23 protein-coding genes are annotated in these 21,250 nt (G+C 63.7%); all 23 read left to right on the top strand.

The genetic code is table 11. The features are described 5' to 3' along the window. The first annotated feature begins 27 nt into the window (after nt 1–27). The 23 genes from ABDX79_RS09620 to ABDX79_RS09510 all read left to right on the top strand — a co-directional run bounded on the left by ABDX79_RS09620 (nt 28) and on the right by ABDX79_RS09510 (nt 21,236). On the top strand, nt 28–1,251 hold the full coding sequence (locus tag ABDX79_RS09620) for a DNA-packaging protein (protein ID WP_346220121.1): 1,224 nt from the start codon (nt 28–30) through the stop codon (nt 1,249–1,251). A gap of 120 nt (nt 1,252–1,371) precedes the next feature. Next, nucleotides 1,372–2,583 (top strand): phage portal protein, encoded by a 1,212-nt coding sequence (locus ABDX79_RS09615; protein WP_346220064.1) that lies wholly within the window; start codon nt 1,372–1,374, stop codon nt 2,581–2,583. A 173-nt stretch (nt 2,584–2,756) separates the two neighbouring features. After that, nucleotides 2,757–3,278, top strand: a complete 522-nt coding sequence (locus ABDX79_RS09610; RefSeq protein ID WP_346220063.1) for an HK97 family phage prohead protease — start codon at nt 2,757–2,759, stop codon at nt 3,276–3,278. A 53-nt stretch (nt 3,279–3,331) separates the two neighbouring features. Beyond that, nucleotides 3,332–4,579 (top strand): phage major capsid protein, encoded by a 1,248-nt coding sequence (locus tag ABDX79_RS09605; RefSeq protein WP_346220062.1) that lies wholly within the window; start codon nt 3,332–3,334, stop codon nt 4,577–4,579. Between the two features lie 85 nt (nt 4,580–4,664). After that, the gene (locus ABDX79_RS09600; protein WP_346220061.1) at nt 4,665–5,216 is read left to right on the top strand and encodes a head-tail connector protein; all 552 of its coding nucleotides are present in this window, start codon (nt 4,665–4,667) and stop codon (nt 5,214–5,216) included. 1 nt (nt 5,217) lies between these two features. Next, complete coding sequence (locus ABDX79_RS09595) at nt 5,218–5,556, top strand: phage head closure protein (protein WP_346220060.1); 339 nt, start codon at nt 5,218–5,220, stop codon at nt 5,554–5,556. A gap of 314 nt (nt 5,557–5,870) precedes the next feature. Next, entirely contained in the window at nt 5,871–6,290 is a 420-nt protein-coding gene (locus ABDX79_RS09590) for a DUF3168 domain-containing protein (RefSeq protein ID WP_346220059.1), read from the top strand. An 88-nt stretch (nt 6,291–6,378) separates the two neighbouring features. After that, nucleotides 6,379–6,792, top strand: coding sequence for a phage major tail protein, TP901-1 family (locus tag ABDX79_RS09585; RefSeq protein ID WP_346220058.1), 414 nt, complete (start codon nt 6,379–6,381; stop codon nt 6,790–6,792). A 4-nt stretch (nt 6,793–6,796) separates the two neighbouring features. Continuing rightward, the gene (locus ABDX79_RS09580; protein WP_346220120.1) at nt 6,797–7,240 is read left to right on the top strand and encodes a gene transfer agent family protein; all 444 of its coding nucleotides are present in this window, start codon (nt 6,797–6,799) and stop codon (nt 7,238–7,240) included. Continuing rightward, a complete protein-coding gene (locus tag ABDX79_RS09575; RefSeq protein WP_346220119.1) occupies nt 7,237–7,383 on the top strand; it encodes a phage tail assembly chaperone in 147 nt (48 codons plus the stop codon). Before ABDX79_RS09580 ends, ABDX79_RS09575 begins: the two co-directional genes overlap by 4 nt. A 12-nt stretch (nt 7,384–7,395) precedes the next feature. Continuing rightward, entirely contained in the window at nt 7,396–7,950 is a 555-nt protein-coding gene (locus ABDX79_RS09570; protein WP_463671143.1) for a phage tail tape measure protein, read from the top strand. 3 nt (nt 7,951–7,953) lie between these two features. Continuing rightward, nucleotides 7,954–8,589 carry a DUF2460 domain-containing protein gene (locus tag ABDX79_RS09565; protein WP_346220057.1) on the top strand — a complete coding sequence of 212 codons (636 nt, stop codon included), beginning with the start codon at nt 7,954–7,956 and terminating at the stop codon, nt 8,587–8,589. Further along, nucleotides 8,586–9,479 (top strand): DUF2163 domain-containing protein, encoded by an 894-nt coding sequence (locus tag ABDX79_RS09560; protein WP_346220056.1) that lies wholly within the window; start codon nt 8,586–8,588, stop codon nt 9,477–9,479. Before ABDX79_RS09565 ends, ABDX79_RS09560 begins: the two co-directional genes overlap by 4 nt. A gap of 14 nt (nt 9,480–9,493) precedes the next feature. After that, entirely contained in the window at nt 9,494–9,946 is a 453-nt protein-coding gene (locus ABDX79_RS09555; protein WP_346220055.1) for an NlpC/P60 family protein, read from the top strand. After that, entirely contained in the window at nt 9,946–13,839 is a 3,894-nt protein-coding gene (locus tag ABDX79_RS09550) for a baseplate multidomain protein megatron (RefSeq protein ID WP_346220054.1), read from the top strand. Before ABDX79_RS09555 ends, ABDX79_RS09550 begins: the two co-directional genes overlap by 1 nt. Before the next feature lie 27 nt (nt 13,840–13,866). Beyond that, complete coding sequence (locus ABDX79_RS09545) at nt 13,867–14,073, top strand: hypothetical protein (RefSeq protein WP_346220053.1); 207 nt, start codon at nt 13,867–13,869, stop codon at nt 14,071–14,073. 173 nt (nt 14,074–14,246) lie between these two features. Next, nucleotides 14,247–14,597: a hypothetical protein gene (locus ABDX79_RS09540; protein WP_346220052.1), complete on the top strand. Its 351-nt coding sequence runs from the start codon at nt 14,247–14,249 to the stop codon at nt 14,595–14,597. Nucleotides 14,598–14,726: 129 nt separating this feature from the next. Further along, nucleotides 14,727–15,386, top strand: coding sequence for a response regulator transcription factor (locus ABDX79_RS09535; RefSeq protein ID WP_346220051.1), 660 nt, complete (start codon nt 14,727–14,729; stop codon nt 15,384–15,386). Nucleotides 15,387–15,525: 139 nt separating this feature from the next. Continuing rightward, nucleotides 15,526–16,869, top strand: a complete 1,344-nt coding sequence (locus ABDX79_RS09530; protein ID WP_346220117.1) for an ATP-binding protein — start codon at nt 15,526–15,528, stop codon at nt 16,867–16,869. An 81-nt stretch (nt 16,870–16,950) separates the two neighbouring features. Continuing rightward, complete coding sequence (locus ABDX79_RS09525) at nt 16,951–17,346, top strand: hypothetical protein (RefSeq protein WP_346220050.1); 396 nt, start codon at nt 16,951–16,953, stop codon at nt 17,344–17,346. Between the two features lie 202 nt (nt 17,347–17,548). Continuing rightward, nucleotides 17,549–18,793, top strand: a complete 1,245-nt coding sequence (gene ccmI, locus ABDX79_RS09520; RefSeq protein WP_346220049.1) for a c-type cytochrome biogenesis protein CcmI — start codon at nt 17,549–17,551, stop codon at nt 18,791–18,793. Next, nucleotides 18,790–19,263, top strand: coding sequence for a cytochrome c maturation protein CcmE (ccmE, locus tag ABDX79_RS09515; RefSeq protein WP_346220048.1), 474 nt, complete (start codon nt 18,790–18,792; stop codon nt 19,261–19,263). Before ccmI ends, ccmE begins: the two co-directional genes overlap by 4 nt. Further along, nucleotides 19,260–21,236, top strand: a complete 1,977-nt coding sequence (locus ABDX79_RS09510; RefSeq protein WP_346220047.1) for a heme lyase CcmF/NrfE family subunit — start codon at nt 19,260–19,262, stop codon at nt 21,234–21,236. Before ccmE ends, ABDX79_RS09510 begins: the two co-directional genes overlap by 4 nt. Nucleotides 21,237–21,250 lie beyond the last annotated feature (14 nt).

Below are 21,250 nucleotides of genomic sequence, written 5' to 3'. Positions count from 1 at the left end.
GAACAGCCGCTTGCGGTCATCAGGGGGATGATGCCCGAATGGTGGCGCGTTGCGCGATCCGAGCAGCTGCCGCCGCGCGAGGCATGGCGCCATTGGCTGCTGATCGGCGGGCGCGGTTCCGGCAAGACGCGGGCGGGCGCGGAGTGGATCACCGGGCTTGCCTTCGGTCTCGCCCCCTTCGCGAGCGAGCCGCATCGCCGGCTCGCGCTTGTCGCCGAAACGCTCGCCGATGCGCGGGAGGTGATGATCGAGGGCGAAAGCGGGCTCAAGGCGATCTGCGGCTTTCCAAGGCCGGTGTTCGAGGTGGCGCGAAGACGCCTTGTTTTTGCCAATGGCGCGACAGCAAAGATCTTTTCGTCGGAGGACCCGGACTCGATCCGGGGATATCAGTTCGATGCGGCCTGGGGAGACGAACTGGGCAAATGGGTGAAGGCTGAGGAGAGCTTCGACAATCTGACGCTGGCCATGCGGCTTGGACGCCAGCCGCGCGCGCTCTTTACGACGACGCCGCGCAATGTGCCGGTCCTGAAACGGCTTTTGGTCGATCCTCAGACGTCGATGACCCGGATGCGCACCGGCGAAAACGCGGAGAATCTCGCGCCCGGCTTTCTGGAAGCGATGGCACAGCGCTACGGTGGAACCCGGCTCGGGCGACAGGAACTGGATGGCGAACTGCTGGCCGATCGCGAGGACGGGCTGTTCGAGCGCTCGCTGATCGAGGACGGCCGGGTTTCGGCGGCCCCGCCGCTGAAGCGGATCGTCGTGGCGGTCGATCCGCCGGCGACATCGACGAAAAGGAGCGATGCCTGCGGGATCGTTGCGGCGGGCAAGGATGCGACCGGCGTTATTTATGTCGTTGCTGACGAAAGCCGTCAGGGCGTGAAGCCGGAACGATGGGCGCGCTCTGCGGTGTCGCTGTTCGAAAGACTGGAAGCGGACAGGATCGTCGCGGAGGTGAACCAGGGCGGCGACATGGTGGAAGCCGTGCTTCGCAATGTCGCGCCAGATGTGCCCTTTCGAGCGTTGCGGGCAACACGCGGGAAATGGACGCGCGCCGAGCCGGTCGCGGCGCTTTACGAGCAGGGGCGGGTCCGCCATGTCGGCGCGTTTCCCGAACTTGAAGATGAGATGGCGGACTTTGGAGCCGATGGGCTGAGCGACGGACGCTCGCCCGACAGGCTGGATGCGCTGGTCTGGGCGGTGACGGCGCTGACCGGCGACGAGGCAAGCCCAAGGGTGCGGAACCTTTAATACGACATCCGTGCGATCGCTTCGCGGTGACGGACTTGCATGGTGCTCAAGCGCCGCGCGTGCCCGGTGCGACGGCCCCACGGGCTGACTTTCAAGACAATCGAACTGAGGAGAAGGCCGATGGGTCTGACTTCGACGCTTGCAGCCTTGTTTGGCGGCGGCGCCCGAACGCATGGCGAAGAGGCGGCGGCTAAAGTGGGGGAGGCGAAATCCGCGAGCCTTGGTTTGAGTAGCGGCGCGTTCCTGCTGACCGGACCTGTCGGCGGGACACGCGGTTCGAAAAGCTACGAGGCCCTCGCGCGAGCCGGCTTCATGGCCAATCCGGTGGTTTATCGCTCCGTGCGCCTGATCTCGGAGGCCGCAAGCGCGATCCCTCTCGTTCTCCATAAAGGTCAACAGGAGTTCGGTGATCACCCGGTGCTGGATCGGCTCCGGCGGCCGCATTCGGGGCAGGATCGGGCAAGCCTCTTCGAAACCCTGTGCGGGCATCTGCTGCTTGCCGGAAACGCCTATCTGGAGGCGGCCGGCGAGGTCGCGGCGCTCTATCCGTTGCGCCCCGATAGGATACGAACCATTGCCGGCGCGGATGGCTGGCCGGAAGCCTACGAATATCGCGTCGGCTCGACCGTGCGGCGGATCGCGGCGGAGGGGGAGGGAGATCGTCCGGCCGCGCTTCTCCACCTGCGCCAGTTCCATCCCCTGTCCGATCAGGTGGGGCTTGCGCCTTTGTCGGCAGCTCAGGCGGCGCTCGATCTGCACAATGCCGCCGCAACCTGGAACGCGGCCCTTTTAAAGAACTCCGCCCGGCCATCGGGGGCTCTGGTCTATCAGCCGGCCGACGGATCGAACCTGTCGGTGGAGCAGTTCGACCGGCTGAAGGCGGAACTGGAAAGCGGCTATGCCGGAGCGGGCGCTGCCGGCAGGCCGATGCTTCTGGAAGGCGGGCTAGACTGGAAGGCGATGGCCCTGACGCCCAAGGACATGGACTTCATGGAAGCCCGTAACGGAGCCGCGCGAGATATCGCGCTCGCCTTCGGCGTTCCGCCCATGCTCGTCGGCATACCGGGCGATCTTACCTATGCGAACTACGCAGAGGCGAACCGCGCCTTCTACCGGCTGACGGTATTGCCGCTGATCCAGCGGATGACCGGTGCGATCGGGAGCTGGCTCGGCGCCCATTACGGCGAGCCGGACCTCGTTCTCGGGATCGATCTCGATGCAGTTGAGGGACTGTCGGCCGAGCGCGAAGCGCTGTGGGCGCGTGTGAGTGGCGCTGACTTCCTGACGACGGACGAGAAGCGTCAGGCCGTCGGCTATGGCCGGGCGCGTTGAAATCAAGCTCCGCAACCAAGCCAGGCGTCGACCCGCACATAAAAAGACAGCACCGCTCGGAACGAGGGTGCTGTCAAATAACTGCCACGACATCAAGATTTCAGGACAGGTGCAAAGGTGCAACAGATCGCTCAAATTGTCAAGATCGAATCTGGCTGGTCGGGAACCTGACCATGAGAGGCCAGTCCTCATCGGCTCACGAGGCGAGCCAGCCTCTCGTCATCAAGGGATATGCCGCCCTGTTCGGCCGGCCGGATCTCACCGGCGACATCATCGAGCCGGGGGCCTTCGCGGCGTCCCTCATGAAGCGTGGCTCGGGTGATATCCGGATGCTCTGGCATCACGATCCTGCGCGGCCCATCGGCCGCTGGACCCTGATCCGGGAAGATCGCACCGGGCTTTATGCCGAAGGCGAGATCGCTGCCGCGGCGCAGGCCGGCCGTGAAGCCGCAGCGTTGATTTCGGCGGGGGCCATCGATGGATTGTCGATCGGCTTTCGAACCCGGCTCGCGCGCCGGGCAAGCCCGCCCGCTCGGCGGCGGCTGGTGACGATCGATCTCTGGGAAATCTCGCTCGTCTCTTTCCCCATGCAGGAAGGGGCCCGCCTGAGGGCGCCGGGCGAAGGGGGCCGATCGGGACTCTTCCCGATCGGCCAGGTCGGGACATCGGGCTCCGGCCGGGTTCTGCCGAACTGATCGCGACGCGATCGCAACTTTCAAGAATCAAACAGCAAGAGGAGTTCGCACGAATGAACGAGAGCATCAGCGCGCCTGAAATCAAGGCGCATGGAGCGGAGATGGACGCAGGTCACGAGCGCTTCATGAGCGTCTTCGAGAATTTTCGGGAAGCAAATGACGAACGGCTCGCCCAGCTCGAAAAGCGCATGAGCACGGATGTCGTGACCGAAGAAAAGGTCGATCGCCTGACCAAGGCGCTGGACGAACAGCAACGCCGGATGGAACGCCTGACGCTGAAGAGCACAAGGCCGCGCATCGGCCTGGACGAGAAGGGTGCGGGCACGGAACAGAGCGAGCATAGCCGGGCCTTCGGAGCCTATGCTCGCGGCGGCGATGAAAGCGGGCTTCGCCAGCTAGAGGCGAAGGCGATGTCCCAGCTGACGGGCGCCGATGGCGGCTTTCTGGTGCCGGATGAGACGGAGGCCGAGATCGGGCGGCGGCTTTCGGCAATCTCGCCGGTTCGTTCGGTCGCGACCATTCGCACGGTGTCGGCGGCGATCCTGAAGAAGCCGTTCGCAATTTCCGGCGCCCAGACGGGATGGGTGGGCGAGACTGATATTCGCCCGGAGACGGCGGCACCGCAGCTGGCGGAGCTGAGCTTCCCGACCATGGAGCTCTATGCGATGCCGGCCGCGACCAACGCCCTGCTCGACGATGCGGCAATCGATCTCGATCGCTGGATCGGTGAGGAAGTGGAGCAGGCCTTTGCCGCGCAGGAGAGCCAAGCCTTCGTCAACGGCGATGGCGTGAACAAGCCGCGCGGCTTCATGACCTATCCGACGGTCGCGGAAAACGCCTGGAGTTGGGGCAGCGTCGGCAGCCTGAAGACGGGGGCGGATGGCGGGTTCGCGGCGGGAGAGGCAGCCGATAGGCTGATTGATCTCGTCTACGCCCTGAAGGCCGGCTACCGGCAGAATGCTAGCTTCATGATGAACCGGCGCACACAGGCGATGGTGCGCAAGCTGAAGGACGCGGACGGCAACTATCTCTGGCAGCCGCCGAGCGCTGCTGGCGCACGCGCCTCGCTGATGGGCTTCCCGCTGGTCGAGGCGGAGGACATGCCGGACGCCGAGGCGGGATCGAACGCCATCGTCTTTGCGGACTTCAAGCGGTTCTACCTCGTCGTCGATCGCCAAGGCGTGCGGGTTCTGCGCGATCCCTATTCCGCCAAGCCGTACGTCCTCTTCTATACAACGAAGCGCGTCGGCGGTGGCGTTCAGGATTTCGATGCGGGCAAGGTGCTGACCTTCTCGGTCTGATCGCACGTCAAACCGCATCGAAACGGTGCCGGCGCTCCTCCCCGCCGGCACCGACTGTTTCCGTTCACAATGAAAGGATGGGGCCGTGGTCGTGATCGATCTTGGCGGTGGCGTCGCGCCGGTCGACGTCGAAGAGGTGAAGAGCTGGGCCCGAATTGCCCGCGACGACGAGGACGAATTGCTGACGCTTCTGATCGCGGCAGCGAACGCTGCGATCGAGGCCGAAGTGGGCCTGGTGCTGGCGCGTCGGCCGTTCCGGCTTATCGTCGAGGACCGGCCCGACGGAGGGCGCATCCGGCCGCCGCGGCCGCCGATTGCCAGCGTGGACGCAGTGTCCGGCTTCCGGTTCGATGGCGGTGAAACCGTCTTCGATCCTGCTCGGCACGCGACGCTCTCGCAAGACGGGCTTTCGTTCGTGCTGTCCGATCAGGTCTGGTTCGAAAGCCCGAACGGCGTCGACATCACCGTGACGGCCGGGTACGCGCCCGAAGATGTTCCGGCGACTGCAAAGCACGCGATGCTGGTCGCGGTGTCTAGCTGGTTCGAGACGCGGACAGAGGTGGACGGGGGCGCTGGGCAAATCCCGTCGAGTGGAGCGCTGCGGCTCGTGCGTTCCCTGAAGCGAGTGAGGATCTGAGATGGCGAGGACATTGTTCGTCGATCCGGGCCTGATGCGCGATCTTGCGGTTCTGGAAGAGCTGACCGAGACATCCGATGGAATGGGTGGCGCGCAAGTGGACTGGGCGCCATTGAGGTCACTGTCGATCCGCGTCGAGCCAGTGTCGGCGCGGCGGTTCGAGCGGTTCGAACAGGCTCAGGCGGATATCCGGCTGCGCGTCTTTTGCCGAAAGGTCGAGGAGGTCAGGCGCGGCTGTCGGTTTCGGCTCGACCAGCGCCTGCTTTTTGTCGAATCCGTCCATGATCCGGATGAGAGCGGGCGGTATCTTCTTTGTCTGTGCAGGGAGGAGACGGGGTGAAGATCGCTTGTCGAACGGATCTCGGAAGCCTGCGCTCGCGGCTTTCGGCTGCGATCGCGAAACGAGCGCTAAAGGGGCCCAAGGACAAATTCGTGGACGAAGATTTCGGCCCGGAGTGGGTGCTCGGCTTGCCTTCCACATCAGGCTTTCGAGACGCCGATCTTTCGGAACTGTCATCAGATGGTCGACCCGCTCGCACGGCGCCAACGAAACTGTGAACATTTTGAATGAATTTTTCGGTGCACGTGTGTTGGAAGCTTGTGATGATCACAACATATGAATGCTTGTGACATAGCGAGAATCGCTCGAAGGAGGTGACAGCTTTGGCGCATCCCAGTTCTGAATTGCAGCAATCGATCTTCAAAGCGCTCACCGGCGATCCCGCGCTGACGGGGCTTCTCGGCGGGCCGAAGGTGTTCGACCGCCGGCCCGAACGGGCGGCGTTTCCTTATCTGACGCTCGGTCGAACCTCGGTCATGGACTGGTCGACCGGCACTGAGGACGGCTCCGAACACATTCTCACCTTGCATGTCTGGGCCAAGGGCGGCGGCAAGCAGGAGACCTACGAGATCATGGATCAGGTCTCGAAGAAGCTCGACGATGCGAATCTTCCGCTCGAGGGCCATCAGCTGGTCAATCTGCGGCTACAGTTCGCGGAGGCGCGGCAGGAGCCGGAGAGCACGACTTATCACGGCATCCTGCGCTTCAGGGCAGTGACCGAACCCCTGGCCTGACGGCCGACCACGACATTATCCGAACTCATCGAAAGCGGCTCTCAAGGGCCGCTTTTTTGTTGTCTGTACTTATGAAGGGAACTCGCTGATGGCAGCGCAGAAGGGCAAGGACCTGCTTTTGAAAATGGACGAGGTCGGCGATGGAAGCTTTGCGACCATTGCCGGCCTCAGGGCGCGTAAGCTGTCTTTCAATGCCGAGACCGTGGACGTCACGGATACGGAAAGCGCTGGACGGTGGCGCGAGCTTCTGGCGGGTGCCGGTGTGCAGCGGGCTTCACTTTCGGGAAGCGGGATCTTCAAGGATTCGGGATCGGACGCCGCCTTGCGCTCTGCCTTCTTCGAGGGGCGCATCGAGGCGTTTCAGGCGGTGATCCCCGATTTCGGCCGCGTCACGGGGCCGTTTCAGGTGACCGCACTCGAATATTCCGGGGAACACAACGGTGAGCTGACCTTCGATATCGCGATGGAATCGGCCGGGATGTTGAGCTTTGCGGCGATCTGATCCGATTTTGGTGAACCGCCGGCGTGGCGAGGTTCCAGCTGTCATCGACGGGACGGAGCGGCGGCTTTGCCTGACCCTCGGGGCACTTGCGGAATTGGAGGCGGCATTTCAGGCGTCCGACCTTGCCGAGCTCGCCGTGCGTTTCGATTCCGGACGTCTGTCGGCGCGCGACCTGATGATCATCATCGCGGCGGGGCTGAGAGGCGGCGGCGAGCCGGTTTCCGTAGAAGACGTATCGGCGATGCGCTTCGAGGATGGCCTGGCGGGTGCCGCACGGATCGCCGTGGACCTTCTGACGGCGGCTTTCGGTTCCGGGGCCGAACGCGAAACGCATCAGCCGGGCGATGACGAGACGCCTGCAAACCCCCTGGCGCCGCGACGGGAGACGGCCCGGCCGTCGCGGCCTTTCCCTGGGACGACGCCCTCAGGTTCGGCCTCGGCGTCCTGAAGCTTTCAAGCGATGCCTTCTGGGCGATGACACCCTGCGAGCTGGCTGCGGCATTTTCCGCCCATGCGCCTGCGAGGCAGATGTTTGCCCCCTCGAAAGGCGAGCTTGAAAGCCTGATGCGGCGCTTCCCCGACACAAACTAGGATCAACAGACGATGGATCAGGATGAAATCATCCGCGTTCGTATGAGCGCGGATACGGCGGAGCTGACGGCTGCGCTCGACGATCTTTCCCAGCGGGCGAGCCAGTTCGGTTCGGCGCTGACCGGGGCGCTGAAGGGGGCTGTCAGCGGCGGCAAGTCGCTCGATCAGGTGATGCGAGGGCTTGCACAGCGAATGTCCGACATCGCCCTCGATGCGGCGCTGAAGCCCCTCGAAAATCTCTTCGCGAGCGCACTTGGTGGCGCTTTGGGAGGTGATGGTGCCGCACAGGTGATGCCCTTCGCCAAGGGCGGTGTCGTTGCCCGGCCGCACTTCTTTGCGAGCGGTGGTGGCCTTGGCGTGATGGGAGAAGCGGGGGCGGAGGCGATCCTGCCGCTTCAAAGGGGGGCGGACGGGCGGCTCGGCGTCGCCGCATCCGGCAAGCAGGACAGTGCCCGGACGATCGTGTTCAACGTCTCGACGCCCGACGCCCAAAGCTTTCGCAAATCGGAGATGCAGATCAACGCGATGCTGGCGCGGGCAGCGAGCCGCGGCCGGCGGGGGATGTAGGCGATGGGCGCACAGGCCTTCAGCGAGGAGCGGTTTCCGCAGCGCGTCGCCTTCGGGGCGAGCGGCGGACCGGAACGGCGGGTTGAGATCGTCCGGCTCTCGACCGGCTTCGAACACCGCAACCAGAGAACGGCTCACGCTGCGCGACGTTACGATGCCGGCTCGGGCATTCGCAGTCTCGCCGATCTGGCGGAGGTGGTCGCGTTCTTCGAGGCGCGGCGGGGCAAGCTGACGGGGTTTCGGTTCCGCGATCCCCTGGATTGGCATTCAGCCGCATTCGGCGCCGCGCCAAGCGCCTTCGATGTCGCGCTTGGGACTGGTGACGGGACGAAGACGCGCTTCGATCTCGTCAAACCTTATGGAACAGGTGCCGAGACTTATTGGCGGCCGATCGAGAAGGCGGTGCCGGGAAGTCTCCTGGTGGCGATCGACGGTGCCGCGATCGAGACAGGCTTTCAGCTGGCCGAGACGGGCGGGGCAGTTGTCTTCGATGCTCCGCCCGCTGCGGGAGCCCTCGTTCAGGCGGGATTTGCCTTCGATGTGCCGGTGCGCTTCGACATGGACCAGCTTTCGGTTAACGTCACGGCGTTTCAGGCCGGCGAGATCCCATCCATCCTGCTGGTGGAGGTGAGGCCATGAAACAGTTTCCTCAAGCTCTTCAGTCGGCGCTCGAAGGGCCGGTCACGACGCTCGCCGAGTGCTGGCGTATCACGCGTGAAGATGGCGTCGTCTTCGGCTTCACCGATCACGATGGCGATCTGACCTTCGACGGAACGCTGTTCGAAGCACGGACCGGGCTGACCGCCAGCGAGGTGGAGAGCGAGCTGGGCCTTGCGGGCGAGACCCGCGAAGTTGCCGGGGCGTTGACCTCCGCCCGGATCGAAGAGGCCGATATCGCGGCGGGACGCTATGACGGGGCAAAGGTGGAGACCTTCCTCGTCGACTGGACCAATCCGGGCGAAGCTCATGCCCGCACGGATGTCCTGTCCGTCGGTGAAATCAAGCGCGGCGATCTCGCTTTTTCCGCAGAGTTACGCTCGCGGATGGCGGATCTCGACCGGGTGCGCGGCCGGCTTTACCGGCGACAATGCGATGCGTCCCTTGGCGATCATCGCTGCGGGCTGAACCTCGGCGAACTCGGTCTTGTCGCAGCAGCGACAGTGACGACTTCGGGCAAGCGCTCGGTGACGGTTGCTCTCGCCGCGGCAGGGCCGATCGATCGATACCGCCATGGCCATGTGGTGTTTCGGACCGGTCCAGCGGCCGGCACCAAGGTGGAGATCGCCTATGCCGAGGATGCGGGCAGTGGGGCGATTGCTCTGGCCTTGACGCAGCCGCTGGCGGCAATGCTCGAAGCGGGGGATGCAGTCGATATCGTCGAGGGCTGCGACAAGCGATTTGCGACGTGCCGCGACCGGTTCGCGAACGCGGAGAACTTTCGCGGATTTCCGCATCTGCCGGGCGGCGATACCGCGCTTGGCGTCGCGAAGGCGACCGGCGGGCATGACGGGCGTCCTCTCGTTCCATGAATGGTGTCGGAAAGATGAGCGAGAGCGAATTTCGTTCGCGCGTCCTGGACATTGCCGAGACGTGGCTGGGAACGCCCTATCGCCATCAAGGCAGCCGCAAGGGTGTCGGGTGCGACTGTCTTGGTCTCATCCGGGGCGTCTGGCGGGAGCTCTACGCGAGCGAACCGGAGATACCGGCGCCCTACGCCATCAACTGGGTTCTCGACCGGTCCGGCGAGCCGCTGCTCGAAGCCGCGAAGCGGCATCTCATCGCGAGCGATCATGCAAGGCCTGAGGCGGGAGCCGTCGTAATCTTGCGCTGGCGCCGCAGGCTGCCCGCCAGCCATTGCGGGATCGTCGACGGCGGCGGCCGGCTGATCCACGCTTATGAAGGCAGCGCGGTCGTGCGGTCGGCGATGCCCGACGCCTGGCTACGGCGCGTGGCCGGGGTTTTCCATTTTCCGACGAGTCTTGAGGTGACCGGCTGATGGCGACGCTTCTTTTACAGACGGCGGGCTCCTTCATTGGCGGCAGTATCGGCGGTCCGCTCGGAGCCATTCTTGGCCGGGCCGCGGGCGCGCTCGCCGGATCGGCGATCGACAGCGCTCTCTTTGGCAAGACCGAAAAGCGTGAGGGGCCGCGCCTCGATGCGGTGCGCTTCATGCAGGCCGACGAGGGCGGCGGTATCGCGCGAGTCTACGGAACGGCACGGATCGCAGGTCAGATCATATGGGGTACGCGGTTCGAGGAGGATGTCGATACGGAGCGGCACGGCGGCAAGGGCGGACCGCCGAGCGTCGATGTGACAACCTACAGCTATTTCGGCAACGTCGCCGTCGGGCTTTGCGAGGGGCCGATCGCCGGTATCCGGCGGATCTGGGCCGATGGCGAGGAGATCGACCAGACGCGCTACGACATCAGGGTCTATCGCGGGAATGAAACGCAGAACCCCGATCCGCTGATCGAGGCAAAGCAAGGGGCTGGCAACGCGCCGGCCTATCGAGGGCTGGCCTATCTCGTCTTCGAGCGCTTACCGCTGGAGCTTTGGGGCAATCGTATTCCGCAGATCTCCTGTGAAGTGCTGCGCCCGGTGGGGGATCTGGAGAACCGGATCGAGGCGATCACGATCATTCCCGGCGCAACGGAGCACGGCGTCGATCCGGAGCCCGTGCGCGAGGAGATCGCGGAAGGCGAAGACCGCATCCTCAACCGGAATGTCACCTTCGGCGAAAGCGACTGGAGGGCCTCGATCGACGAGATGGATCGGCTGTTGCCCAAGCTGTCGCGCGCTGCCCTCGTCATTGCGTGGTTCGGGGACGATCTCAGGGCCGGCCATTGCGAGATCAGGCCCCGAGTTGAAATCCGCGAGCGCAAAGAGGACGAGGACTGGGGCGTTGGTGACCTCGACCGATCGGCGGCACGGCTCGTATCGCGGGTCGACGGGTCTCCAGCCTATGGCGGAACGCCGAGCGACCGAGGCGTGGTGCGGGCGATCGAGGATCTTCGGGATCGCCGCCTCGCCGTGACCTACTACCCGTTTCTTCTCATGGACGTGCCCCCGGACAATGAGCTGCCTGACCCTTACGGCGCGTCTCGTCAGGCAGCCTATCCGTGGCGGGGGCGCATGACGCTCGATGTGGCGGAAACCCTTGCCGGAAGCGCGGACGGGACGGCGGCGGCGCGGACCGATATCGAGCGGTTCGTCGGAACCGCGACGGGGAGCGATTTCGTGTGGGACGGGGGCCGTCTGCGTTATTTTGGACCAAGCGAATGGTCCTATCGCCGGATGATCTTTCATCAGGCCCATCTCGCCGTTCGCGGTGGGGCTTCCGCCTTCGTCATCGGATCGGAGATGCGCGGGCTGACCCGTATCCGCGATGGGTACGGGCGCTTTCCGTTTGTCGAGTCCCTGATTGCGATCGCCGAAGAGATCAAGGCCATGATGCCCGGTGGTATTGTTACTTATGCGGCCGACTGGAGCGAATACGCCAGTTACAGGCCTGCGGACGGGTCGGGCGAGGTGCATTTCAATCTCGATGCGCTCTGGGCGTCTGATGCGATCGACGTTGTCGGGATCGACAACTACCTGCCGCTGTCCGACTGGCGCAGCGACGGCGAGCCGGGGAGCGAAACGCCGTCTCAATATGATCGGGAGGCGCTCGCCGACGATCTGGACAGCGGTGAATGGTACGACTGGTACTATGCGAGTTCGGCGGACCGGGTCGCGGGCGTTCGGACCCCCATTACCGATGGAACGGCGGGCAAGCCCTTCGTCTATCGCGCCAAGGATATTCAGGGCTGGTGGGCAAATCCGCACTATAATCGCGAGAACGGCGTCGAGACTGGTCAAGCCTCTCCGTGGGTGCCGATGTCGAAGCCGATCTGGTTCACCGAACTGGGATGTCCGGCCATCGATCGCGGTGGCAATCAGCCGAACGTGTTCGTCGATCCGAAGTCCTCGGAGAGTTTCACCCCCTATCACAGCCGAGGTTTTCGCGACGATCTCGCCCAGAGGCGGTTTCTCGAGGCTTCGCTCAAGGGGTGGGCCGAGGGCGTCGGTTCTCTCGGGGATGCTCTGAACCCGGTTTCTCCGCTTTATGGCGGTCCGATGGTCGATCCGGGTGCCATTCATGTCTGGACCTGGGATGCGCGACCCTATCCGGCCTTTCCGCAGCGAACCGATCTTTGGACGGACGGCACGAACTGGCGGCTGGGGCACTGGCTGAACGGGCGTCTTGCCAATGCACCCGCAGACGGGCTGGTCGCGGCCATCCTCAAGGACCATGGAATCGCGGATTTCGATGTGTCGGCGCTGGAGGCGATGCTCGACGGCTACATAATCGATGGACCGCGAACCGCGCGTGAAGAGATCGAGACCATCCTTTCGCTGATCGGCGGAATTGCGCTTTCATCGGACGGTATCCTGACATTTCGCTCCCTTTCGAGGCGGCAGGGCGACCACAGGATCGACGCCTTTGTCGACGGGGAGCGCCCATTGGTGGAGAAGCTGCGCGGGGATGCGGGTGAGCCGCCCGACGAGATCGCCATCCGGTATCTCGATCCGGATCGGGCTTATCAGGCGAGCACGTCGACCGCGGCACGCGATGGCATTCTGACGCCGCGCACGGGTGTTTCGACCTTTCCGGTATCTCTCAACGCGGAGCTTGCCGAACGCTACGCCGCCCGGCTGATGGCGGAGGGCGGGCCGGCACGGGAGGAGATGCGCTTCGCGCTTCCACCGAGCGACGCGGCAATCGAGCCGGGAGACATCCTGATCTTCGAGGGCCGTGAGGGGCGATGGCTGGCGGTGCGGATCGAAACCGGCGACGAGCGGCGGATCGAAACCCGGCGGCTCGATTCGGCGGAGGCTGGCGGGTCGGGTGTCGGGCGCACAACGGAAGGCATCGTCCTGCCGAAGACGCCGGCCATCGCCTCCCGGCCGGCCTTCAGTCTTCTCGATCTTCCCGTGTTGCCGGGGCGGGACCAAGGCGGTGCCGCGATCGCGGTTCACGCAAAACCCTGGTTGCCGTTCGTGCTCTTCGCCGGCAGCGACGCGGGACGCCTCACTTCGCGGGCCATCATCGATGGTCCAGCCGTGATCGGTCGACTGACGGAGGAGTTCGCCGCTGGTGTCTTCGGCATCGTCGATCACCGGACGCAGCTGACGGTTCGGCTTGCGCGCGGAGCGCTCTCCTCGACCAGTTTGGACGGGCTTCTCGCAGGTGAAAATGCCGCTGTCCTTCAAGGCGACGATGGGCGACTGGAGGTTCTGCAATTTCAGAACGGCGAGGAAGTTGAGCCCGGCGTTTTCAGGCTCCGCGACTTTCTGCGCGGTCAGGCCGGTACGGAAGACGCCGCGCGCCTCTCGTTTCCGGCCGGCTCGCGTTTCGTGCTGCTGAACGAGGGGGTTCGTGGTCTCGACCTCGATCCCGGAGAGACCGGGCGGACCTTGCAGATGAAGATAGCGCCCGCAGGCAGACCTCTCGATGATCCTGCGGTGATCGAGACCAGTGCCGCGATGGGGCTTCGAGCGGTCAGACCCTATTCGCCCGTTCATCTCAGCGGACGATTCGAAGTGAACGGCGACGTCCGGTTCGCCTGGATCCGGCGAACGCGGATCGGCGGCGACAGCTGGGAGAACGAGGAGGTGCCGCTGGGTGAAGACCGCGAAGTCTATCGATTGACGATCGCGCCATCCGGCGCCTCGGAGCCGGCGTTTTCCACCGATGTGACGAGCGCCGACTTCATATTCGAACGGAAACGCCAGATCGAAGCCTTCGGTGCGCTCCCATCCGGGCTTGCGGTGAACGTTGCCCAGGTTTCGCCGGTCTGGGGGCCGGGTGGGACAGTTTCTGGCACATTCACGCGCCCTCAAGCTTGACCTCAACCACCACGAAAGGAGTAGGTAATGCAGAACGAGAAGAAATGGTACGAGTCGCGAACCGTATGGGGCGGGCTTGTGGCTCTTGCCGCAGCGCTGGCTGGCCTTGCTGGTGTTCAGGTGCCCGGTCCGGCGCAGGAGGCGTTGACCACGGCGCTGCTCGATACGGCCGCGGCGATTGGAGCCCTGGTCGCGATTTATGGACGTCTGGCTGCGGACAAGACGCTTCGCTGACGGATCGAAAAGGAACGAGTTATGCGTGAGATCTGGCCTTTGATCGCGGCATGAAAACCAACAGCCTATGGTTAATTTACCCTTTCCATCGTTCATTCAGACGGGGTTCACTGAGTGAGCTATAGGTAAGCGTCACGGCCGGCTTCGGCTGCCTGAATGGAACGGCGAACAAGATGACAGTAACGAACATCCTCTCTCGTCTGCTGATTGCCGTCGTCCTGTTTGGTTTCACGGCGGACGGGACCGCATTTGCCCAGGGCAATGGGCGCGGCCAGGGCAATGGCGGCGGCCCCCAACAGTCTCAGGGTAACGGCAACGGAAACAAAAACGGCAACAATGGCGGCGGCAATCAGAAGAGTTGCTCGCAGGCGGAAGTGCAAGAAGCGGAAAGCCGTAGCGGCGGTCGCATGATGTCGGTCAGCCAGTCTTCCGAGGGCGGGTCCACTGTTTGCCATGTCACCGTTCTCGTGCCGTCTCAGGGCGAGGGCAAACCGCGCCGCACCGTGGTGACCGTTCGCCCCTGAACTGCCAGGCAAAACGTGACATCAGGTTTCCTCACGAACGGCGCGTCATGGAAAGTTAGGAAAGCATTGGGCGATCCTGGTTTGTCGCCCAATGCTGCAGCAGATACCGGACATTGAAAGGGATGTGACATGCGGGTTCTCGTTGTCGAGGATGACGACAATCTGCGCCGCCAGTTACGGGAGGCGCTCGAGGCCGGAGGCTATGTCGTGGACGAGGCATCCGATGGCGAGGAAGGCCATTTTCTTGGCGATACCGAGCCATATGACGCGATCGTCCTGGATGTCGGCCTTCCTGTGATGGACGGCATCAGCGTTCTGGAGCGCTGGCGTCGCGATCAGAAGAAGACGCCGGTTCTGATCCTGACCGCGCGTGATCGCTGGAGCGACAAGGTGGCCGGCATCGATGCCGGTGCCGACGACTACGTGACGAAACCGTTCCATATCGAGGAAGTGCTTGCGCGTGTGCGGGCTTTGATCCGCCGGGCTGCGGGTCATGCGACCTCCGAGCTCGAATGTGGTCCGCTGCGGCTCGATACCCGAACGGCTCGTGTGAGCGTCAACGGAACGCCGCTGAAACTGACCTCGCATGAATATCGGCTGCTTGATTACCTGATGCACCATCAGGACAGCGTCGTCTCGCGCAGCGAGCTGATCGAGCATCTTTACGATCAGGATTTCGACCGGGACTCCAATACGATCGAGGTCTTCGTCGGGCGCCTTCGCAAGAAGATCGGGCTTGATCTCATCGAGACAATCAGGGGCCAGGGATACCGCTTGCGGCATGAGTAAGGCCATGGCCGACAGGAGACCGGACGCAAGACAGTCTGGGACGGCGAAGCCTGCGTCCAAGCGGGCGGCAGCCGGACGGTCGAGGTTTGGACGGATATGGCGCATTATCGGCCGGTCGCTTGCCGTCCGCGTCGTCGGAATGTCGAGCCTCTGGACCGTCGCAGCCCTTCTGGCGGTCGGTCTTCTCATTTCCGCGCTTTACCGGCAGGCGGCCGAAGACGGGTTCTCCGCTCTTCTCGAAGCCCAGCTCTTCAACCTGATCAACAGCGTTTCCATCAGCGATACGGGCTACCTGGCCGGAAGCCCGAATCTCGGCGATCTGAAATATGTTCAGCCCCAATCGGGCTGGTACTGGGAGATCGTGCCAGTGAGTCAGGATCTGCGGGGTCGGTTGAGCTCGTCCTCGCTCGGATATTCGTCGATTCCCTCCGTGCCGGTCCAGAAGGTTCCCTTCGAATTTAATTATCAGCGGACCTACACCCAGCCCGGCCTCAACGGCGAAGAACTCCAGATCCTCGAAACCGAGGTCGTGCTGGACGACTCGAACCGCGCCGCGCGCTTTCGCGTCATGGGCAACAAGAGCGAGTTGGCTCAGCAGATATCCATCTTCGACAGGCGCCTTGCGCTGTATCTCGCGATCGTCGGGCTTGGCGGCGTCATCATCAATGCCGGCGTCATCCTCTGGGCATTGCGGCCCTTGCGGACCGTTCGGCAATCCCTTGCGAGGGTCAGGGCCGGCAAGGCCGAGAAGCTGGAAGGCACGTTTCCGGTCGAAATCGCGCCGCTTGCCGAAGAGATGAACGCGCTCGTCGCCAACAATCGGCGGATCGTCGAGCGTGCGCGCACCCAGGTCGGCAATCTGGCACATTCCCTGAAGACGCCGATCGCGGTTCTCGTCAACGAAGCGGACCGTATCGGTGGCCCGAGCGGACAGATCGTCAGGGATCAGGGCGCGCGGATGCGCGAGCAGGTTCAGCACTATCTGGATCGCGCGCGTGTTGCGGCCCAGAGCGAAAGCGTCATCTATCGCACGCCTGTGTTGCCTGTGCTCGATCGGTTGGTGCGGGTGATTGGGAAGCTCAATCCGGACCTTGAATACCTTTTCGATAAAGACACCGCCGCCCACCTGATCTTCGCCGGCGAGCGGCAGGATTACGAGGAGATCGTCGGCAATCTTCTCGAAAACGCGTCGAAGTGGGCAAGCAGTCAGGTGTCGCTCACCTGCCGCATTGCCGGAGAGGGCTTTTTCGAGACGATCATCGAAGACGACGGACCGGGACTCCCCCAGGACGAGCGCGAGCGGGCCGTCAAGCGCGGTCAGCGGTTCGACGAGACGACACCGGGCAGCGGGCTCGGCCTGTCCATCGTTTCGGACACGGCGAAGGAATACCAAGGCAGCCTGCGCCTCGAGGAGTCGAGATTCGGAGGGTTGGCGGTCATCGTGGCGTTGCCGCACTTGCGCGCCGCCTCCGGCTTGACATGATAGCCGAGACGAAAGAACCAAGGCGCACGCATTCCCTCTCGCGCTGCCTGCCTGTTCGACCGAATTCGAAGCTGAAGATCGATGATGTCTCGACGCCTTCTCTCTCCCCTGATCGCCTGCATGTTTCTGACGTTTGGCGGCTGCCTGAGCGCAGGCTCCGGGTTTGCGCCGTCCTCGCCGGGCGCGGCGTCCCTTGATGGCGGGATCATCGGTCGAAGCGCCTATGCGCCACAGCTTTCGTCCGGCGCGAAGGCACGTGCGGTCGAAGCGGAATATCAGGCTCTGCAATTTGCGCCCGCCGGCGAGGCGATCAGCTGGTCGGCAGGAGACGCTTCCGGACGGGTTGTTCCAACGCAGGTCTATCGGGTGGGGTCGCAGGATTGTCGCGGCTATACCCAGTTTCTCGACGGCGGAGGGGCCGCAGGCCTCACCGCGACGGCCTGCCGGGCAGGCGACGGGACATGGATTCTCGTCTGACGCCGTTCTGCCAACGAAGACACAAGTCACGGTTATGGACCTGTGGATCGAACTCTCGTGTTCACCGCCTTTATGACGAATTCGTAAGCCCGGTTTTGCTTGGGGGTGTCAGGCCCATCTGCTAGAGAGGACCTAAGCCAAGACCCGCGACAAGCCAAATTCGTTCGCGGGCCAAGAGAAGCAACGGGTACAAGTCGGTTTAATGGTCTTCTGGTTCATCGTAGCGGCCATGACGCTCGGCGTCGTCCTGCTCCTCGTCTATCCGGTTGTCTCGTCGTCCATCGATCCCGCCGCGGATCGTGCCTCTCACGACGTGGAGGTCTATCGCGCGCAGCTCGTCGAACTCGAAGACGATGTCGAGCGCGGAACCCTTTCGAGGGAAGAAGCCGAGACTGCGCGCGCCGAAATCGGGCGTCGACTGCTCAAGGCGAACGCTCTGGCCGAATCTGAGACCAGGCGGCGCGGCAGCATGATTCCGGCAGGCCGCAAGAGCCTCTTTGCGGGTCTGGCGATCGTCATTCTCGTTCCGGCCATCTCGATTCCGGCCTACCAGTATTTCGGGGCGTCTGGCTTGCCGGACCTGCCATTGGCCGCGCGATCCCAACCTGCTCCCAGTAACGGGGATGGCGCACCGGACGAAATCATGCGGCTTATTGCCGGAGCGGAAGAGCGCTTGAAGAACAATCCCGAAGACGGGCAGGGCTGGAACGTGCTCGCCCCGATCTATCTGCGCATGGGGCGATCCGAGGATGCCATCGAAGCGTTCAGGAACGCCAATCGCCTTCTTGGACCAAGCGTCACGCGCAATGCCGGGCTCGGCGAAGCGCTTTCGCAGGCGGCAGATGGCGAAGTGACCGACGAAGCGCGGGGCTATTTCGACCGCGCGCTCGAGGCGCAGCCCGATTATCTGCCCGCTCGCTTCTTCGTCGCGCTCGATCTTAGCCAGGAGGGCGAAAACGCCGAAGCTGCGAAAGCCTGGGAGACCCTGATCGAAAAAAGTCCGGCGAATGCACCCTGGATGCCGATCGCCGAACGGGCCCTGGTCGATTCTCGTCAAAAGGCGGGTCTGCCGGAACTCGCCGAACTGCCCCAGCCAAAACCGGAGCCCGAGCGGTCTTCGTCTTCGTTGACGTCTTCGGCGTCATCCGGTCCCGCGCCAAGCCAGGAGCAGATCGCGGCTGCCGCCGAGATGAATGCAGGCCAACGGCGCGACATGATCGAAGGCATGGTGTCGCAACTTGCCGACCGCCTTGAAGCCGACCCCAATGACGCGCAAGGATGGCAACGTCTTATCCGGTCCTATTCCGTTCTCGGAAAGAAGGAAGACGCCGCAAAGGCGCTGAATACCGCGCTGGGCGTGTTCTCGAACGATGCCGAGGCGCGCGATCAGATCGCCGCGCTCGGGCGCTCGCTGGGGATCGAAGGGAGTGAGGGAGAAAAGCCATGACGCGCAAAGGTAAGCGCCTGCTCTCGATCGGCGGCATGTTTTCGGTGGTCGCGCTCGCGGCGGCACTTGTGCTGACAGCGATGTCGGACTCGGTCGCCTATTTCAATTCACCGACGGATATCGTCGAAAAGACACCCGGACCCGGCCAGCGTATTCGTCTTGGCGGGATGGTCGAGACCGGTAGCGTCGTGCGCGATCAGGGCGAGACAATCACCTTCCGCGTAACCGATACGGTCCAGAGCGTGCCGGTGACCTATACCGGAATTCTGCCGGACCTCTTCCGGGAGGGGCAGGGCGTCGTCGCCGAGGGCACGCTCGGTCCGGACCGCCTTTTCATGGCCGATACCGTGCTCGCCAAGCATGACGAGAACTACATGCCGAAGGAAGTCGTCGACGATCTGAAGGCGCGTGGTCTCTGGGATCACGAAAGTTCGCGGCCCAAGGCGGCTGCCGAGGGAGCCGGAACATGATCGTCGAACTCGGGCATTACGCTCTTGTGCTGGCCCTTGCGGCCTCGCTCATTCAGTCCGTCATCCCGGCGCTCGGGGCCTGGCGCGGCGATGCGAGAATGATGGAGGTGGGGCAGTCTTCAAGCCTTGGAATCTTCCTTCTCCTTGGCTTCGCCTTCTCGGCTTTGACCGTGGCCTATGTCACATCGGACTTCTCGGTTCTGAACGTCTTCGAGAACTCGCATTCGGCCAAGCCGATGCTCTACAAGATCACCGGCGTCTGGGGAAACCATGAGGGCTCGATGCTCCTCTGGGTGCTGATCCTCGCCTTCTTCGGCGCGCTGGTGGCGAGCTTCGGCCGCGACTTGCCGCCGACCCTGAAGGCCAATGTGCTCTCCGTTCAGGCCTGGATCCTGACGGCGTTTCTCGCCTTCATCCTGTTCACCTCCAATCCGTTCACGCGGCTGTTTCCGGCGCCGTTCGAAGGGCAGGACCTCAATCCGATCCTTCAGGATGTCGGCCTCGCGATCCATCCGCCGCTCCTCTATCTCGGCTATGTCGGCTTCTCGATCGCCTTTTCGTTCGCGGTCGCTGCCCTGATGGACGGCAAGATCGATGCGGCATGGGCGCGCTGGGTGCGGCCCTGGACGCTGGCGGCCTGGATTTTCCTCACCCTCGGCATCTCCATGGGCTCTTACTGGGCCTATTACGAGCTCGGCTGGGGCGGCTGGTGGTTCTGGGATCCTGTGGAGAACGCCTCCTTCATGCCATGGCTTTCCGGGACCGCGCTCCTCCATTCGGCGGTCGTCATGGAAAAGCGATCGGCCCTCAAGGTCTGGACGATCCTGCTCGCGATCCTCACCTTCTCGCTGTCGCTGCTCGGCACATTCCTCGTGCGCTCCGGCGTTCTGACCTCCGTGCACGCGTTCGCGACCGATCCTTCGCGCGGCATCTTCATCCTGATGATCCTGTGCTTCTTCATCGGCGGCGCGCTAGCGCTGTTCGCCTACCGAGCCTCGGTGCTCGAATCGGGCGGGTTGTTCCAGCCTGTGAGCCGGGAGGGATCGCTGGTCCTCAACAATCTCTTCCTAACCACGGCCGCGGCGACCGTTCTCATCGGGACTCTCTATCCGTTGCTGCTGGAGATGGTGACCGGCGAGAAGATCTCCGTCGGCGCGCCCTTCTTCAATCTCACCTTCGTTCCCCTGATGGTGCCGCTGCTGCTCGCCGTGCCTTTCGGGCCGTTGCTCGCCTGGAAGCGGGGCGACATCCTGGGCGCAACACAGCGGCTCTATTGGGCGATCGGCGCGGCGCTTCTGACGGCAATCATCGCGATCGCCCTGACGCAGGGCACCGAGGTGCTGGCATCGCTCGGCCTCGGGCTCGGCGTCTGGCTTCTGATCGGAAGCCTCACCGATCTCGCCGAGCGCGCCAGTTTCCGGAAAGCCGGTGTTTCGAAGGGATTTGCTCGCCTGAAAGGCCTGCCTCGTTCGGCTTTCGGAACGACCCTTGCCCATTTCGGTCTCGGCGTCACGGTCATCGGTATCGTGTGCGTGTCAGCCTTCGAGACCGAGATCGTCACCTCGATGGAGCCTGGGGCAACCCGCGACGCGGGCGGTTATGAAATCCGCTTCGACGGTATGACCGAGCGCCCGGGGCCAAATTATTCCGAGGAGGTCGGGCATTTCGCGCTGCTGGATGGCGGACGCGAGATCGGTATGATGGAAAGCGCTCGCCGCCTTTATACGGCGCGACAGATGCCGACCACCGAGGCGGGAATTCGCACGAGCTGGTTCTCGCAGCTCTATATCTCGCTCGGCGATTCGGCGGCGAATGGTGGCGCGACCGTCGTCCGCATCTGGTACAAACCCTGGGTTACGCTGATCTGGATCGGGACGCTGTTCATGGCGTTTGGCGGCATGGTTTCGCTGGCCGACCGACGTTTGCGGGTCGGAGCTCCGGCGGCGCGAAAAGCCCGGATTGCGGAGGCGTAGAGGATGTTCCGCTG

The sequence above is a fragment of the Fulvimarina fulva genome (genome assembly GCF_039652615.1).
Taxonomy (GTDB): domain Bacteria; phylum Pseudomonadota; class Alphaproteobacteria; order Rhizobiales; family Rhizobiaceae; genus Fulvimarina.
The sequence above is the reverse complement of the archived record's forward strand: the minus strand, read 5'-3'. Positions and strand labels throughout refer to the sequence as shown.